Here is a 15,884-nt window from a genome sequence, read left to right on the forward strand (position 1 = left end):
GGCCGCGGCCGTCGCCGTCGGGCACTACTTGCGTTGCAGGCGGAACGGATCGTCGATGCTGTAGGCCGGCTGCGTGAACCATTTGGGCCCCGTTTCCGTCATGTAGAAGTGATCTTCATGGCGCACGCCGAAGTGGCCGGGGATGCAGATCATCGGCTCGTTCGAGAAGCACATGCCCACGTCCAGCGGGGTCTCGTCGCCGCCCACCAGGTAGGGCCATTCGTGGATGTCCAGGCCGATGCCGTGGCCGGTGCGGTGGGGCAGGCCGGGCAGCTTGTAGCCGGGGCCATAGCCATCCTCCTCGAGCGCGCGGCGGGCGGCGCGGTCCACGTCCTCGCACGGCACGCCCAGCCTGGCCGCGTTGAAGGCGGCCAGTTGCGCTTTCTGCTCGCTGGCCCACACGGCCCGCTGGTGCTCGCTGGGCTGGCCGTACACGTAGGTGCGCGTGATGTCGGAAATGTAATTGTGCAGCTTGCAACCCGTGTCGATCAGCACCGTGTCGCCCCGCTTGAGCGTCTGCACGTAGCTCACGCCATGCGGGTAGGCCGTCGCTTCCCCGAACAGCACGATGCAGAAGTAGGAACCCGAGGCGCCCACCTTGCGGTGTGCGCGCTCGATGAACTGCTCCACCTCCACCGTCGTGATTCCTTCGCGCAGGATGCTGGCCGTGGCCACGTGCACGGCCAGCGTCATGTCCTTGGCGCGCTGCATCAGGGCGATTTCGGCGGCCGACTTGCGGCTGCGGCACCAGGCCGTCACGGTGCGGGCGTTTTCCAGCGTGTAGCCGGCCGCCAGCGGGCGGATGCCATCGACGATGAAGAAGGCGGCGCTTTCGCAGATGCCCACGCGCGGCGGGCGGTCCGCGTCCGGCGCCACGCCCATGCGGCGCAAGGTGGCGATGAACAGGTGGTAGGGGCTTTCATGCTCCTGCCAGCAGTTGACGTGGCCTTCGACCTGCATGAAGTCCTTGATCGTGCCTTCCTCGAAGGCGGGGGCGATGTATTCGAGCGCGCCGTAGGCCGGCAAAATGGCGCCCACCATACGCTCGCTGGCCGACCAGCGGGTGCCGGTGAAGTAGGTGAGATTGGCGCCGGCGTTCACGTAAATGGCCGCGATGCCCTGGTCGCGCATATAGGCTTGCGCCTTGAGGATGCGTTGCTGGTATTCATCCTTGCCGATCGGGACGGCGCCCGTTGTCATGTCGGAAAGGGTGGCCAATGCCTGGTCGATGGTGCTGCCGCCGATGGTCATATTGTCTCCTGTGGGTGTGTCCTGGGAGCGCGGAGCGTCGTGTCTGCGCTGCGTCGATGATAGCAGTTTCAGCCGTGGCGGCGGTGGCCTGGGGCCGCCCAAAATGCAGGCAAGTGGTGGAAGATGTACAATTGCCCCTCCGGCGCCCCATCGCCATGCTTTAGATGCAACTCCATCAACTTGCAACCTCTACCTGTATGACCACTGCCAATTTCCCGAATTACTACTCAGAAACGGTGACCGAGGTCCATCACTGGAACGACACGCTGTTCAGCTTCAAAACCACGCGCAACGCTGGCTTGCGTTTCCTGTCCGGCCAGTTTGTGATGATGGGCCTGGAAGTGGAGGGCCGTCCGCTGGTGCGCGCCTACAGTATCGTGAGCCCCCATTACGACGATTTGCTGGAGTTCTACAGCATCAAGGTGCCGAACGGCCCGCTGACGTCGCGCCTGCAGCACCTGAAGGTGGGCGACACCGTGCTGGTGGGCAAAAAGCCGACCGGCACCCTGATCAAGGATAACCTGTTGAAGGGCCGCAACCTGTACCTGCTGAGCACGGGCACGGGCCTGGCGCCGTTCATGAGCATCATCCGCGACCCCGAGTACTACGACGATTACGAGCACATCGTGCTGGTGCACGGCGTGCGTTTCGTGAGCGAATTTGGCTACAAGGACTTCATCGAGGCCGAGCTGCACGACCATGAATACCTGGGCGAGCTGATCAAGGACAAGCTGATCTACTGCCCCGTGGCCAGCCGCGAACCGTTCGTGCGCTCGGGCCGCATTCCCGAACTGCTGGAAACGGGCGCGCTGGCGGCCGAATTCGGCCTGGAGCAGCTGGACCCGGAGCAAGACCGCGTGATGATCTGCGGCAACCCCGCCATGCTGCATGACCTGTCCGAGATGCTTAAGGCCAAGGGCTTCAAGGAAGGCAACATGAACAACCAGGGCAGCTACGTGGTCGAACGCGCTTTCGTCGAGAAGTAAGCCGTCGCACCCGCCGCCCCGGCCGCCACGGCCGGGGCGGTGCTTAGTTTTTCCCTTCCTTCAAACGACGCAACTGGGCGGCCTGGTAGGCGCCAAAGGCGTCGTTGAACAGGCAGCGGATCAGGGGATCGTCCACGATCTCCGCGTCCGCGATCTCCTCCTCTGTCACCGCGTCGAAGCGTGCATCGTTGATGCGCATGTACATCGACGTCAGCGATTCGCCCAACGCCAGCGCCGCATACACCTTGGCCAGCGGCGCTTCCGTCGTCCAGCCCAGCGGGCTGTTGTCGTCATCGGGCAGGCGCGCGATGCCGTCGCCATGCACCCGGTAGCGCAAGTGGCTGACCGTGCCGTCATGATCGTACAGCGACAGGCGCCACACGCGCGGCTGGTCGAAATAGCCGCCCGGTTCCAGCGCCATCCCCGCGTATTTCTCCAGCAGTCCCGCGTGGCAGTAATCGAACACCGTTTGCGCCTGCTGCGCCGTCAGCGGCGCGAAGTGGCGCGCGATGTCGGCCGTCGTTGGCGGCGCCGCGTGGCCATCGTACTGGTAATCGACATCCTGTTCGCCGACGGGGATCACCCACGGCAGTGGCGCCGAGGGCCGCAGTGACGTCGCGTCCAATTCCACCGATACGGACGGGTTCAGGCGCACCACGCGCGCCTGCGGCAGCGCCGCCTCCACCGTCTGCTGGAACAGCCGGTAGGTGAGCGGGAAGAAGGCGCGGTTGTACCACGACCATGGCTCCTGCCGGAACTGGCAGGAGCTGGGCACCACGTAGCGGGGATTGAGCACCTTGAGCTGGTCCAGCCACTCGGCCGGAACCTCCACCGGGTCGATTTCAGACCGCGACGGCATCAGCACCTCCACCTCGCGCATGGTCTGGAACGGCCACAGCACCATGTCCCACGGCCCTTCGCGCGCCAGCACGCCCAGCGTGACGGGGGCGATCCAGGCGTCGACCACATTGAGCACATTCATTCCCCCGGCCCGTACCTGGAACATGGAATCCACGTCGGCATCGATGGCTTCGCGCGGGGTCACTTCCATGGCGCCGATGGCGACCGCCTCGTCGATGCGCAGCGCATGCACGTGGCGGAAGCCCAGTTCGCGCAGCATGGCGAACAGTTCCTCGAACAGGCAGTACAGGTAGATCGGCGTGTCGCGGTCCAGCAGGTCCAGGCTCTCGAGCGAGCAGTGGTCGTCGTGGAAGTGCGAGATGAAGACAGCGTCGAAGTGCTGTCGCCTGATCTGCTCAAGGTCGAAGCGCACGTCGGGAAAGGCGTGGCAGTTGCGGCTGAACGGATTTTCGAAGATGGGGTCGAAGGCGATGCGCGTGGCGCCGGATTCGAATACATAACCGGCGTGCAGGATACGGGAAATTTTCAGGCTCATGGGGGCCTATTTTATCCTCCCCGCATGGGCGAACCGCCCGGCGCGGCATTGGGCAGGGGGCCGGGCCCGGGGCCGGCGCCATTCTGGGGCGGGATGAACAGGTCGTGCGGGTAGGTGAACACCCAGTCGGCGTAATGGCCTTTTTGCCGCAGCCCGGCGTCGTCGTCGTCGAAATTGTCCTGCTTGATGGGCTGCCGGGCCGACAGCGAATGCACGCCCACGATGCGGCCCTGCACCAGCACCAGCGCCCATTCCGCCTTGCCCGTGACGGGATCGGTGTACAGGCGGCGCAGGTGGCGCGTGGCGCCGGCGAAGCGCGGGTCCTTGAGCAGTTCGTCCAGCGTTTGCGGATATTGGTTACGCCCGTTGGCCTTGTAGTAGCTGGCGATGGCGTTGCGGAATTCGTGGCCGATGAACAGCAGCTCGCGCTCCTGGTCGCGCCGCGCCGCAGTCGCGTACAGGTCGCCGGCGATGGTCAAGCCTACGCCCATGAAGGCCACCATCAGCAGCGTCCACAAATAGGCGAAGCCGTTTATGCGCCGCCGCCTCCGCGCCGCGTTACAGCTGGCCATACGGTACTCCCTCGCGCGTGCTGCCCTTGGCGCCGCTGCGCACGTCGGCCACGCCCGGCTTGTCCACGTCGGGCGAGGGCAGCAGCTGCCAGGTGGACGACGACTCCGTCACCGGGTCCAGCGGCACCGTGCGGAAGTAGTGCTGCGCCACCAGGTCGGCCAGCGCGGACGGGTATTCGCCCTTGTCGGCGTAGTATTTGTCGATCCCGCTGCGCAGCACTTGCAGGTTCTCCTTGAGCGCCACTTCCTTCGACTTTTCCACCGAACCGAAATAGCGCGGCAGGGCGATGGTCAGCAGCAGCGAGATGATGGCCAACACCACCAGCAGTTCGATCAGCGTGAAGCCGCCCTGGGCGCTTTTGAGCTTGCGCATGGCCGTCACCATTGCTTGAGCGGCACGCCGTTCAGGCCCACCGCGTCCGAGCGCGAGGCCACGTCGAACACGTCCTCGCCTTCGGTGGGGTTGTCCGGCGGCGAGGCGTAGCTGCGCCTGGCCCAGCTGGCCGCCGCGCTGGTGCCGGGCGGCGCGAACGGGTCGCGCGGCAGGCGCCGCAGGAAGTACATGTTCTGCTTGCGCGGGCTGCGCTGGTCGGGCACGCCGTCCACCAGGTCTTCCAGCTTTTTCGGATAGCCCGATTCACCCAGGCCGGGCTTGATGTGGCCGTTGTCGGCGGCCCGCTTGTAGGCGTCGATCGCCTCGCGCAGCTCGATCAGGGCGGCGCGCAGCTGGCGCTCCTTGTCGCGCTGCAGGGCCACCTGCGCCATCGGCACGGCCACCGTGGCCAGCGTGGCCATGATGGTGAGCGTGATCATCAGCTCGATGAAGGTGAAGCCGCGCTGGCGCGCGGGACGGGGCGTCACGGTCATTGTCCTTTCTTCGGCGCGTAGGGGATGCCGCCCGGCGGTATCGGCTTGGCGGACGATGACGCGGACGGCGCCACGTTGTTGTCGCTGTCGGGAGCGGCTGGTGGTTCGGTCGGGGGCGACATGGGCGCATCGGCTTCGGCCGCGGCGGCGCCACCCGTCATGGCCGTGGCAACGCGCGCGGGCGCGGGCTGGCCGGCCCCTGCGCCGGCGCCGGCCGAAGCCAACACCAGGCCGGCCGCGCCGCGTCCGCCGATGTCGGTCTCGGTGCCGGAGTTGAATTCGGCCGCGCTCATTTCCGGGCGCTGGATGGCGCGCAGCACGTGCGGCGTGATCGACAGCACGATCTCGCTGCGGGTGCTGTCGTCCTTCTGGCTGCCGAACAGGCGGTTCAGCACGGGCGCCTCGCCCAGGCCCGGCACCTTGTAGGCCGTCTTGCGGTCCTCGTCGTTGATCAGGCCCGCCAGCACCTGGGTTTCGCCATCGTGCAGGCGCAGCACGGTGGCGGCGCTGCGGGTGCCGATCTGGTAGGCCTGGGTGCCGGATTTGCTGGTGATGTCCTTGACCACGCTGCTCACTTCGAGGTTGATCTTGATGGCCACTTCGTCGTCCAGGTAGACGTTCGGTTCCACGTCCAGCTTCAGGCCCACGTCCACGTAGTTGACGCTGTCCGAGCTCACGCCCTGGTTGGTGGTGACGGTGATGACGGGCACCCGGTCGCCGATCAGCACCTTGGCCTTGTCCTTGTTGCGCACCCGGATGCGCGGGTTGGCCAGGATATTGCTGTCGGTGTCCGTGCCGGTGGCGTTGAGCGTGACGGAGCCCAGGCCAAGCGCGATGTTCTCGCCGTTGATGCGGTGCAGGTCAGCCAGCTTCAGGCTGCCCGGCAGGCTGTTGCCCTGGCCGAGCAGGGTCAGGCCGGCGCCGTCGGGCCAGCGTATGCCCAGCTCCTGGCCACGCGTGCGCTTGACCTCCAGCACCTCGACCTCCAGCATCACTTCGGGGTCGGCCACGTCCTGCACGGCGATGATGCGCTCGGCCATGCGCACCATTTCCGGCGTGTCGCGCATCATGATCATGCCGATCCGCTCGTCCGTGACGATGTCGCGTGCCTTGAGCAGGGTCTTGAGCGTGAAGGCCACCGTCTTCACGTCGGCATTGGCCAGGAAGAAGCTGCGCACCACCAGCTGCTGGTAGTCCTTCACCTTCTGCGGCGTGTTGGGGTAGATGGTGATGGCGCGCTCGCCCGTCACCGTCTGCTCCAGCTGGTTGGCGCCCAGCAGCATGGAGATGGCTTGCTCGATGCTGGCGTCGCGCACCGAGATGGTGGCGCGCAGGTTAGGATCGACGTCGCGGTCGAACACGAAGTTCAGACCCGACACCTTGCCGATGAAGTCGAACACGGAGCGCAGCGGCGCGTCGCGAAATTCAAGCGTGACGGGCTTGCGGTAGGCGGCCGCCAGCCGGCCGCCGGCCGGGTGCAAGCGGGTCTGGGCGTCGGCGATGCGGGTCTTCAGGCGCAGCGCGTCGCGCTGGTTGGGGCGCTCCAGCAGCAGCGGGCGCAGCACGTCCTGCGCTTGCGCGAGGTTGGCGTCGCCGCCCTTGGCCAGCAGTTGTTCCGCCTCGGCCATGATCTGGCGGTGGCGCACGTCCTGCGCCAGCGCGGCCAGGCCCTGGCGCGCCACGCTGTTGGCCGGATCGACCGACAGCGCCTGGCGGAAGCTTTGTTCGGCGCCTGCCGCATCACCCTGTTCGCGTTGCAGTTCGGCGCGGGCGTTGTAGCTGTTGACGATCTTCAGTTTGCGGTTCAGCAGCACCATGCGGTATTCGGCGTTGTGCGGATCGTCGCGCACGGCCTGTTCCAGCTTGGCGATGCCCTGGTCGACCTGGCCCGCGTCAAGCAAGGCGTTGCCTTCCTTGTAGCTGGGACTACCGGCGCAGCCGCACAGCAGGGCGCTCAGCGACAGGACGGCGAAGGCGGCGTGATGGTTCAATTGTTGTCCCCTACGGCTAAGGTCTGGCGCTCGTTGAGCGGCAGGTAGATGAATTGGAGCACGCCATTGGCGGCGCTTTCGAGCAGGTAGTTGTCGTCGATCTTTTCGCCGGGACGGGCCACCACGTTGCGCCCGTCCTGCTGCAGGAACCAGGCGCTCTTGCCATCCTCGACGAAGCGGCCCATGAACTGGAACGGCAGCGGCGGCGCGCCCGTTGGCGCAGCTGCCGCGCGCGCCGGTTGCGCCGCTTCGGGTACTTGCGGCGGCAGCACCTTCTTGGGCGCGTCCGGCTGCCAGCTCTGCTTGGCGAACAGGTTGCCCAGTTCATCGTCGCTCACACGGGGATGAATTTGCAGGTCCAGCCATGGTTGGGGGGCGGGGCCGCCATTGGCATCGGCAGGCGCGCCCGCCATATTGGTGCCGGCGCCGTGCGCTGCGCCGGCTGCCGCGCCGTTGTTGCCAGCGGCCGCGTTAGCGCCAGCGTCGCTGGCGGGACGGGCAGTGGTGGCAGCAGCCGGTTCACGCGTAGTGGCGGCGGCCGGCCCGACCACGCCACCGTCCTGGTCGGGCGCGAACCATGCTGCCAGCAAGGTGGCGGCGGCGGCCACGCCGAGTACCATTTTTCTCATCGGCGCGCTCCCCGCAGCCGCACCAGCAGCACAAACTGGATGCGCGCTTCCACCTCGCCGCTCTCGATCTGTTCGCGCTTGAAGGCCACCGAATCGAGCGTCAGCGCCGGCACGGCCTGCAGCGCGCCCACGATGAAGTTCTGCACGCTGGCATAGTCGGCCCGCACCGGCAGCGTGATCTGGTAGCGCAGGAACGATGCCTGGCTGTCCTGCTCGGCCTTGTACTCGGCCTTGGCCAGCGTGACGCCGCTGTCCTGGGCCACCTTGGCCAATGCGCTCAACTGGTCGGGAATGGTGTCGTGCGCGGGGAGGTAGGCGTAGAACGCGGCCACGCCGTCCGCTTCCGTGGCCACGGGGATGGCGGGCGTGGCGCCCGCGCGGGCGGCGACGGCCAGCTGGCGGCTCAGGGTAGCCTGGCGTTGTTCGAGTTGCGCGCCATGCCAGTACGCCAGCGCGGCGAGGGACAGGCTGGCGGCGCCGGCGATGGCAGGCAGGCCGGTGCGGCGCAGCGCGCGGCGCGTCTGCCATGCGAGACGGGCCGACAGGTTGGGCGGCAACGCCAGTTTCGGTGTGCTCATTGATGCCATTGGGCCTCCATCTGGAAGCGGTAGGGGTGATCCGGTGCGTTCGCGTTCATTTCATGCTTGACCAGGTAGACCGACTGGAATAGCGGTTGCTGGTTGAGGAAGGCCAGGTAGTTGATCATGTCCTGCATGGTTTCCGCCTCGGCCGCGATCTTCAGCGCCCCGGCGGGCGTCGTGGATGTGCCGGCGCCGGCGTCGGCAGCGGGCTGGCTGTTCAGGTCCAGCGCCAGCAGGGCCACGCGCACGTCGCGCGGGGGCTGCACGGTCTTGATCAGGCGCGCCACGGGCAGGTTGAGCTGGCGCACGGCCGCCGCCACCGCCTTCACCTGCTGTTCCAGCGCGCGCTGCTCGGCCGGCGCGCGCGCGGGGCGGGCGATCGGACGTGGGCGGGCCTGGGCCAACTGGCTTTCGAGGCGGGATACGGCCTGCTGGCGGGCGCTCCAGTTGATGGCGGCCGGCGCCAGTGCGAGCAAACCCGCTGCGAGCAGGACCAGGCGCCAGCCCGACAGCGGAACGCCGGCGGGCAGGAAGTTGACGCGGCTGACGTGGCCGGCGGGCGGCGGCAGCAGCCGCGCCAGCCGGTGGCGCAGGCGTACCATGGCCGATGGCGGCGGCGATCCCGGTGGCGGTCCGGGCGGCGCGCCGGGAGGGCCGGGCGGCAGGTGCGCCGGTGGCTCGTGGTTGAAATTCATGCCGCCTCCTGGGCCGCACCCGGCGCCTGCACGGTGCCGAACGGACTGTCGGCCAGCCGGAATGGCGGCGGCAGCACGTCGGCACCGGCCGCGCGGGCCAGGCGCAGGCTGGCGCCGCTCAGGTCGACCACGGCGACGTCGTTCAGCTGCGCCAGTTCTGGCGCGCGCAGCGTCCAGCGCTGCCAGGCTGGTACCAGCTCGCCGTGCCAGGCCGCGCCGCAGGGCTGGGCCGCGATGGCCGTGACGCGGCCGCCGGCCAGCGCGGCCAGCGTCAGCCGGCCCGCCTCCACCACGGCCAGTGCCTGCGGGCGCGAGGCCAGCAGCGCGCGCAGCGCCACGCTGATGGCCGGCTCGATGGCGCGGCAGCGCTCACCGGCCGCCACCCGAAGGTCGGCCAGCAAGGCCGGGTCGATGCCGCACGCGAGACGTGGCTGGCCATAGGGGGCGTCGTCGGCCGCCACGCTCCAGCCGCGCGCCGCCTCGCCGTACAGGGCCGCCAGTTGCGATTGCAGGAAGCGGGTGGCGCCCGGCTCGGCCAGCAAGGCGTCGCTCCACGGCGCCACCAGCATCTGGCACCAGCGCCCCGCCAGGCTCAGTTCCAGCGGCAAGCCGGCGCCGATCTGACCGGACCGGGCCAGCCATGCGCGCAGCGCGTCCACGGCAGGCTGCCAGTGGCCAGCCGGATTGTCGATCGCCACGCGCACGGCGCTGGCATCCAGTGGCCGGCCGCCGCGGCAGACCACCGCCAGTAACTGCTGGGGCGCCAGGTGCACGCGCAGCGTGCGCGCACCCAAGCCTGCGCCCAGGCCGGTGCCCGCGCGCTTCCCCAGGCCCGCGCCTAAGCCCGCACCCTGGCTGGCACTGGCGCCATCGTGCGGGCCGCCACGGTGGCGCCCATAGCGGCGCGCGTTAAGCCACATGCTTAGCCCGTCAATAAGTGACACGATTGAGCTCCGTTAAAGTCGTTTCCCCCAGCCGCACCAGGTCCAGCGCCGCCTCGCGCGCGGGCCGGAATGCCATCGTGGCCGCTTCCTCCTTCATGCGGCCCACGGGCGCGCGGGTGCAGATCATTTCGCGCATGGCGTCGTTCAGGATCAGCACTTCGGCCACGGCCTTGCGGCCCTTGTAGCCGGTGCCGCGGCAGTGGCCGCAGCCGGCGCCGGCCTTGAAGCGCCAGCCCTGCACCTGCTGCGGCGTCAGGCCGCTGTCGCGCAGGTCTTGCGGGTCGGGCGCCACCTCCACCGCGCAGTGTTCGCAGTTCAGGCGCAGCAGGCGCTGGGCCACGATGCCATTCAGCGCGGCCGCGAAGCTGTACGGGTCCACCCCCATGTGCAGGAAGCGGCCCACCACGTCGAACACGTTGTTGGCGTGGACCGTGGTGAACACCAGGTGGCCCGTCAGCGAGGCTTGCACGGCGATCTGCGCCGTCTCGTCGTCGCGGATCTCGCCGATCATGATCTTGTCCGGATCGTGGCGCAGGATGGAGCGCAGCCCGCGCGCGAAGGTCAGGCCCTTCTTCTCGTTGACGGGTATCTGCAGCACGCGCGGCAGCCGGTATTCGACCGGGTCTTCGATGGTGACCACCTTGTCGCGCCCCGTGTTAATTTCCGTCAGGGCCGCGTACAGCGTGGTGGTCTTGCCCGAGCCGGTGGGTCCGGTCACCAGCAGCATGCCGTGCGGCTTGGCGGCCAGGCGCCGGATGTGGGCGATGGCGTCCTCGTTCAGGCCCAGGCTTTCCAGCCGCAGCGACTGGGCCGCCTCCGTCAGCGCGCGCCGGTCCAGCAGGCGCAGCACGGCGTCCTCGCCGAAGATGTTGGGCATGATGGAGACGCGAAAGTCGATCTCGCTGCCTTTCACGCGCACCTTGAAGCGGCCATCCTGGGGCACGCGGCGCTCGGCGATATCGAGTTCGGCCAGCACCTTGATGCGCGAGATCACCTGCTCGGCCATCTGCAGGCCCTGCACCTGGCCGGCCTGCACCAGCACCCCGTCCACCCGGTACTTGATGACGAGGCTGGCCACGTCGCATTCGAGGTGGATGTCGCTGGCCTGGAACTTGAGCGCGTCGTAGATGGTGGAGTTGACCAGCTTGACGACGGGGCTGCTGTCCTCGCTGATGCGGATCAGCGAAATGTCCTCCACGTCCGTATCGTCGCCCGGCCCGGCGCCATCCTCGCCCAGCATGCCGGCCATGGCTTGCTGGGCCGATTCGAGCTGGGCCAGGTAGGCGGCCAGGTCGTCCCCATGGGCCAGCGCCACCGTGAACCCGACCGGCACGGCGTAGCCGGCCCATTGCAGCACGTCCTCGGCCAGCGGATCGGCGATCACCAGCACGGGCGCACCGCCATGGCCGGCTTCGTGCAGCAGCACGCAGTCGCGCTGGGCGCAGTCCGTGTAGGGCAGCAGGTCGAACGCCGGCCGGGCCGCTTGCAGCCGGGCCATGGGCCAGGCCGGGTAGTGGAACAGCGCTGCCAGCTGGCGCGTGAATTCCTCCGGCGTAAGGCCGGCCAGCTCCTGCAGCACGGCCAGCTGCGGCCGGCCCTGTTCCATGGCCGCCGCGCGCGCCGCCTGCAGCAGGGCGGGGCCGAGGATGGACGGTTCGCGCGCGTTCATGACAGGCTCCCGGCCAGTTCGAAGATCGGCATGTACATCAGCACCACCACCCCGCCGATCACGACGCCGATCACCGTCATCAGCAGCGGTTCGATCAGGCGCGAGGCCCAGTCCACCCAGCGCGCGAATTGCTCGTCGTGGAATTTGGCCGAGCGCTCCAGCATGTCGCCCAGGCGGCCCGTGTTCTCGCCCACCTTGAGCAGCGACTGGGCCACGGGCGTGGCCAGGCCATGCTGTTCCAGCGCGACGGAGAACGGCAAGCCCTGTTCGACGGCGCGCCGGGTCAGCGCCAGTTGTTCCTGCTGGGCCGGCAGCAGCATGGCGTTGGTCATGGCCAGCGCCTTGGCCAGCGGGATGCCCGCGTGCAGCAACAGGCTCAGGGCGCGGTAGCAGCGCGCCAGCCGGAATTCGGCCGCGCGCGCGGCCAGCACGGGCAGGCGCAGCACGGCCAGGATCAGGCGGGCGCGCAATTGCGGGTGGCCCAGGGCCAGCGCCGCGCCGCCCACGGCGCCGCCCAGCGCGCCCAGGCACAGCCACGGGTGGCCCGCCAGCGTGCGGCCAAAGCCCAGCAGCAGCTGCGACATGAACGGGATCTCGCGGCCCGAACTTTCATACACGACGCTAAAGCGCGGCACCACGTAGCCGAGCAGGAACAGCGTGACGAGGGTGCCCACTACCAGCAGCATGGCCGGGTAGATGGCGGCCGATACCAGCTTCTTGCGGATGGCGTCGAACTGCAATTGGTAGGCCACGTAGCGGGCCAGCGCTTCGGGCAGGTTGCCCGAGCGTTCGGCCGCATGCACGGTGGCCACGTAGATGTCGGGGAAGATCGCTGGCAGGCCGGCCAGGGTGTCGGAAAAGCTCTGGCCCTGCTGCAGCGCGCGTTCGATGGCCACCAGCGTGGCGCGCGCGCCGGGGCGATCTTCCTTGTTGCGCAAGGTGGCGATGGCTTCGCCCAAATTCAGGCCCGCTTCGAGCAGGGCCAGCAGCTCCTGGCTGAATTGCAGCAGGGGGAAGGGTTGGGCGCGGCCCGCGACGGCGCCGCGCGCGTCGTCGGCGCCCACGGTGCCCGTCGTGCCGGCGCTCGCGACGGCCAGCACGCGCCAGCCCTGGCGTGCCGCCAGCCGGATCGCTTCGGCTTCGCTGGCCGCCTCCAGCGCCACGCTGTGGCGGGCGGCGCCGGCGCCTTGCACCTGCAACTGGAACCGCATGTCAGGTCCGGGCCCGGGCGTGTTGCAACGGCGCGGGGGAGGGCACGGAGGGAAAATTCGGTGTACGCATCGGTGGTTCACAATCGAAAAAATCTCAGCGGTCGGGGCAGCCCTGCGCTACCTTAGATCGCTGCTGCAAAAAATGCAATGTTGTCATGCTGCCGGCGACACCGATACAACAGCGCCGCCGGCATGACTGCTTTACGCGATTACTGGGTCAGCACGCTGACCTTGTCGAGCACGAACGACGTTTGCAGCGACGAGTCCTCCGTCTCCGAGAACGACAGCGTCACGGTCTGGCCCTTGTAGGGCAGCAGGTTGAAGCTGTGGAGCTGGTAGCCCGAGGCCGCGTTCACGTTGCTGTAGGTGGCCAGCGTGGCCAGCGTGGTGCCGGCGCTGTTCTTCACGCTCACCGTCAGCTTGTCGTAGGCGGTGCTGCCGCTTTCGGCCGTGTCGATGTGCAGTGCGAAGCTCAGCGTGGCGCTGGTGGCCGTCGATGGGATCACCACGGCCTGGGTCAGCTTCTCGGTGACGGCGCTGCCGTTACCGCCCATCCAGGCGAACTTGCTGCCTTCGTAGGCCGTCTCGCCGCTGAAGGAGCCGATGTCGCCCGTGTTGCCGCTCCAGCCCGTGGTGCCGGACTCGAAGCCGCCGTTGGTGACGCGCTCGGTGGTGCCGCCGGTGCTGCTGACGGTCAGCGTGGCGTTGCCCGAGGTGGCCGTCACCGGCGTGGCCGACGAATCGGTCACGGTGGCGTTGAACACGGCGCCGTTGTCGGTGCTCTGGGCCGTGAAGCTGTAGGTGGCCGCGCCGGCGCCGCTGATCAGGGCGCCGTTGCGGTACCACTTGTAGGTGTAAGGCGCGGTGCCGCCCGTGGCGCCGACGGCGAACGATGCCGTGGAACCGGCCGCCACGGTGATGCTGGCCGGCTGGGTGCTGATGGTCACGCCACCGCCACCGGCCGCTTCATCGACGTCACTGCCCACGTTGATGGCCGCGTAGGCGCGCTGCACGGCGATCGCCTCCTTGCTGCCCACGCCATACAGTTCCTCGGCCGACGCGAGCACCTTGGAACGGGCGTCCGCGTAGTTGGTGGTGGAGGTGAACTTGGTGGTGTTGGCCTTGAACCAGATGCGCCATGCCTTGTCGTTGCCGATGCCGGTCATGTTGGCCGGGCTCTTGACCAGGTAGCGGCTGTAGTAGTCGCTGGTGGAATCGGCGCTCGAGCCTTGCGACAGGAAGTAGAACATGCGGTTGTTCGGGCCGGAGCTGTAGTGCACGTCCAGGTTGGAGATGGAGCTGCTCCACGCGTCAGGGCTGCTGCCGTCCTTGCTCGGCTTGTACATCCAGCGCAGCGGCTGGCCGTCCTTGGAGATGTCCTTGCCCATCATCCAGTCGTTGCCGGTGGCCGGCACCACGGTGCCGGTGCCGCCGCCGTGGGCGTAGGCTTCGATCATTTCGCCGCCGATGTCGGAGTTCGATTCGTTCAGGCCACCGGATTCACCCGAGTAGTTCAGGTTGGAGGTGGAGTCCGTCACGCCGTGCGACATCTCGTGGCCGATCACATCGATCGAATCGAGGCTCTTGAAGCTGCTGCCGTCGCCGATGTACATGCACTTGCAGCCCGAATCGTAGAACGCGTTGTCGTAGGAATTGTCGACGTGGACGGCGATGTAGGTGGCCGTGTTGTTGCCGTCCAGGCTGGACCAGCCCAGGACGTTCTTCATGCCGTCGTAGGTGTTCATCAAGCCCCACAGCGAATCGACGGCGGCCGTCTGGCCGTTGGCGCTGGTGGTGCTGCCGCCGCTGTAGTTCTGGCCATCGCCCCAGGTGTTGCTGGTGTTGGTGTAGATGCTGCCGGCGCTGGGGCTGCTGGCCGAGCTGTGGTTGGCGTTGGTGATGGCCATGCCGCCGTAGGTGCCGCCCACGCCGCGCGTGGCGTCCTTCATCGAGTAGGTGCTGCCGCTCAGGGTGGTGTTGATGGGCACGGAGCCGCTGTACTGGCTGTTGCCGGTGCCGACCACGGTCTGCAGCGCCTTCCACTGGGCGATCACGGCGCCCGTCTTGGCGTTGACCACGGTGTCATGGTAGACCAGGCGCTTGCCATCGGCCATGCGGGTGTGGACCAGGTAGGCCAGCTCGTAGTGGTCGATCACCTGTTCCAGGTCGAGCGCGTTGAGCTCCGATTCAGCCTTGTTCAGGGCCGAGGCCACGCGCACCGATTTCATGACGGGATAGACCAGCAGTTCCGAGGTGGGCATCCAGCGGTGCACGCCACGCGGCGCCACCTGCTTGACCACCAGCGCGATGGCGTCGCTGCCGCTCAGGGTGGGCGTCAGGTCCGGTGCGGCCGGGGTGGCCATGGCCACGCGACCCCGCGCGTCGGCCACATGCACGCCGGGACGGCGCTCGGACACGGACTGGCTGACGATGTCGCCGGCCGCGTTGGTGACGACCACGGCTTCCGAGCCGAACACGCGCAGGCCGTTGTAGGTGTGGTTCAGGCGCACGATCTTGGTGCCGGCCACGCCAGGATGCTGGCTGGCGATCTGGAAGCTGTGTTGCGCACCCAGGCCCAGCGCGCTGTCCTTGGCGCTCAGCTTGGCCACCAGGCTGGCGCTCTCTTGTGGAGAAGCCAGGGCGACGGGAGCCGCCATCAGGGGACCGGCCGCGTGGGCGGCGGTGGACGCCATCACCGGCAGGGCGGCGATGGATGCGGCAAGTAAGGTCTTACGTAAATTCATCTCTTCTCCATGGGGTATGTTCGTTCGATTGAAGGTCTGGCCGGGGGTAACGGTGGCCAGCCCGGCGTTTTCCACGTCCGCCTGGCGGGGTGGCCGGACAGGCGCTGGATGGAGCGAAAACAGCGGGCAGGGGCACACTATGCTGTTGGCCGGGGCCAAGTCAAAAAACTTGGGAAATTGGTCGCACAGCGCAAAAATGTTAAAAATGGGACATTCTCAAAAGCATCAACGGCGCCGCTTTTACCGCAAATTGGCGTGGGAATCGCGCACGATAGGGCGGTTTTGTGTGAATTGCGCCACGAAATAGGTGTAACACTCTAAATTTGTGCCATACGCAACACTTCGGCT

Annotated in this window: 14 protein-coding genes; 1 reads left to right on the forward strand and 13 read right to left on the reverse strand. The window is 67.8% G+C overall.

Annotated features, from left to right (window positions below; all coding sequences use genetic code 11):
- Positions 1-24: 24 nt before the first annotated feature.
- On the reverse strand, positions 25-1,251 hold the full coding sequence (locus H3H36_RS14275; protein WP_182218691.1) for a M24 family metallopeptidase: 1,227 nt from the start codon (positions 1,249-1,251) through the stop codon (positions 25-27).
- A gap of 197 nt (positions 1,252-1,448) precedes the next feature.
- On the opposite strand from H3H36_RS14275, the gene H3H36_RS14280 reads away from it, so the two are divergent.
- A complete protein-coding gene (locus tag H3H36_RS14280) occupies positions 1,449-2,237 on the forward strand; it encodes a ferredoxin--NADP reductase (RefSeq protein ID WP_182218693.1) in 789 nt (262 codons plus the stop codon).
- A gap of 43 nt (positions 2,238-2,280) precedes the next feature.
- On the opposite strand, the gene H3H36_RS14285 is transcribed toward H3H36_RS14280, so the two are convergent.
- From H3H36_RS14285 to H3H36_RS14340, 12 genes are all read right to left on the reverse strand, one after another.
- Complete coding sequence (locus tag H3H36_RS14285; protein ID WP_182218695.1) at positions 2,281-3,633, reverse strand: MBL fold metallo-hydrolase; 1,353 nt, start codon at positions 3,631-3,633, stop codon at positions 2,281-2,283.
- An 11-nt stretch (positions 3,634-3,644) separates the two neighbouring features.
- Entirely contained in the window at positions 3,645-4,205 is a 561-nt protein-coding gene (locus tag H3H36_RS14290; protein ID WP_229219914.1) for a type II secretion system protein, read from the reverse strand.
- Complete coding sequence (locus H3H36_RS14295) at positions 4,192-4,590, reverse strand: type II secretion system protein (protein ID WP_182218698.1); 399 nt, start codon at positions 4,588-4,590, stop codon at positions 4,192-4,194. Before H3H36_RS14295 ends, H3H36_RS14290 begins: the two co-directional genes overlap by 14 nt.
- The gene (locus H3H36_RS14300; protein WP_182218700.1) at positions 4,584-5,072 is read right to left on the reverse strand and encodes a type II secretion system protein; all 489 of its coding nucleotides are present in this window, start codon (positions 5,070-5,072) and stop codon (positions 4,584-4,586) included. The genes H3H36_RS14295 and H3H36_RS14300 overlap by 7 nt, the downstream gene beginning before the upstream one ends.
- Entirely contained in the window at positions 5,069-7,063 is a 1,995-nt protein-coding gene (locus tag H3H36_RS14305; protein WP_182218702.1) for a secretin GspD/PilQ domain-containing protein, read from the reverse strand. The genes H3H36_RS14300 and H3H36_RS14305 overlap by 4 nt, the downstream gene beginning before the upstream one ends.
- Entirely contained in the window at positions 7,060-7,692 is a 633-nt protein-coding gene (locus H3H36_RS14310; RefSeq protein WP_182218704.1) for a hypothetical protein, read from the reverse strand. Before H3H36_RS14310 ends, H3H36_RS14305 begins: the two co-directional genes overlap by 4 nt.
- The gene (locus H3H36_RS14315; protein ID WP_229219915.1) at positions 7,689-8,270 is read right to left on the reverse strand and encodes a hypothetical protein; all 582 of its coding nucleotides are present in this window, start codon (positions 8,268-8,270) and stop codon (positions 7,689-7,691) included. The genes H3H36_RS14310 and H3H36_RS14315 overlap by 4 nt, the downstream gene beginning before the upstream one ends.
- Positions 8,267-8,968, reverse strand: a complete 702-nt coding sequence (locus tag H3H36_RS14320) for a hypothetical protein (RefSeq protein ID WP_229219916.1) — start codon at positions 8,966-8,968, stop codon at positions 8,267-8,269. Before H3H36_RS14320 ends, H3H36_RS14315 begins: the two co-directional genes overlap by 4 nt.
- Positions 8,965-9,888, reverse strand: coding sequence for a hypothetical protein (locus H3H36_RS14325; RefSeq protein ID WP_182218709.1), 924 nt, complete (start codon positions 9,886-9,888; stop codon positions 8,965-8,967). Before H3H36_RS14325 ends, H3H36_RS14320 begins: the two co-directional genes overlap by 4 nt.
- Before the next feature lie 10 nt (positions 9,889-9,898).
- Positions 9,899-11,581 (reverse strand): GspE/PulE family protein, encoded by a 1,683-nt coding sequence (locus H3H36_RS14330; protein WP_182218711.1) that lies wholly within the window; start codon positions 11,579-11,581, stop codon positions 9,899-9,901.
- Complete coding sequence (locus H3H36_RS14335; protein WP_182218713.1) at positions 11,578-12,792, reverse strand: type II secretion system F family protein; 1,215 nt, start codon at positions 12,790-12,792, stop codon at positions 11,578-11,580. Before H3H36_RS14335 ends, H3H36_RS14330 begins: the two co-directional genes overlap by 4 nt.
- A gap of 209 nt (positions 12,793-13,001) precedes the next feature.
- A complete protein-coding gene (locus tag H3H36_RS14340) occupies positions 13,002-15,536 on the reverse strand; it encodes a M4 family metallopeptidase (protein WP_182218714.1) in 2,535 nt (844 codons plus the stop codon).
- Positions 15,537-15,884 lie beyond the last annotated feature (348 nt).

Source organism: Rugamonas fusca (assembly GCF_014042365.1).
In the GTDB taxonomy this organism is placed as follows: domain Bacteria; phylum Pseudomonadota; class Gammaproteobacteria; order Burkholderiales; family Burkholderiaceae_D; genus Rugamonas; species Rugamonas fusca.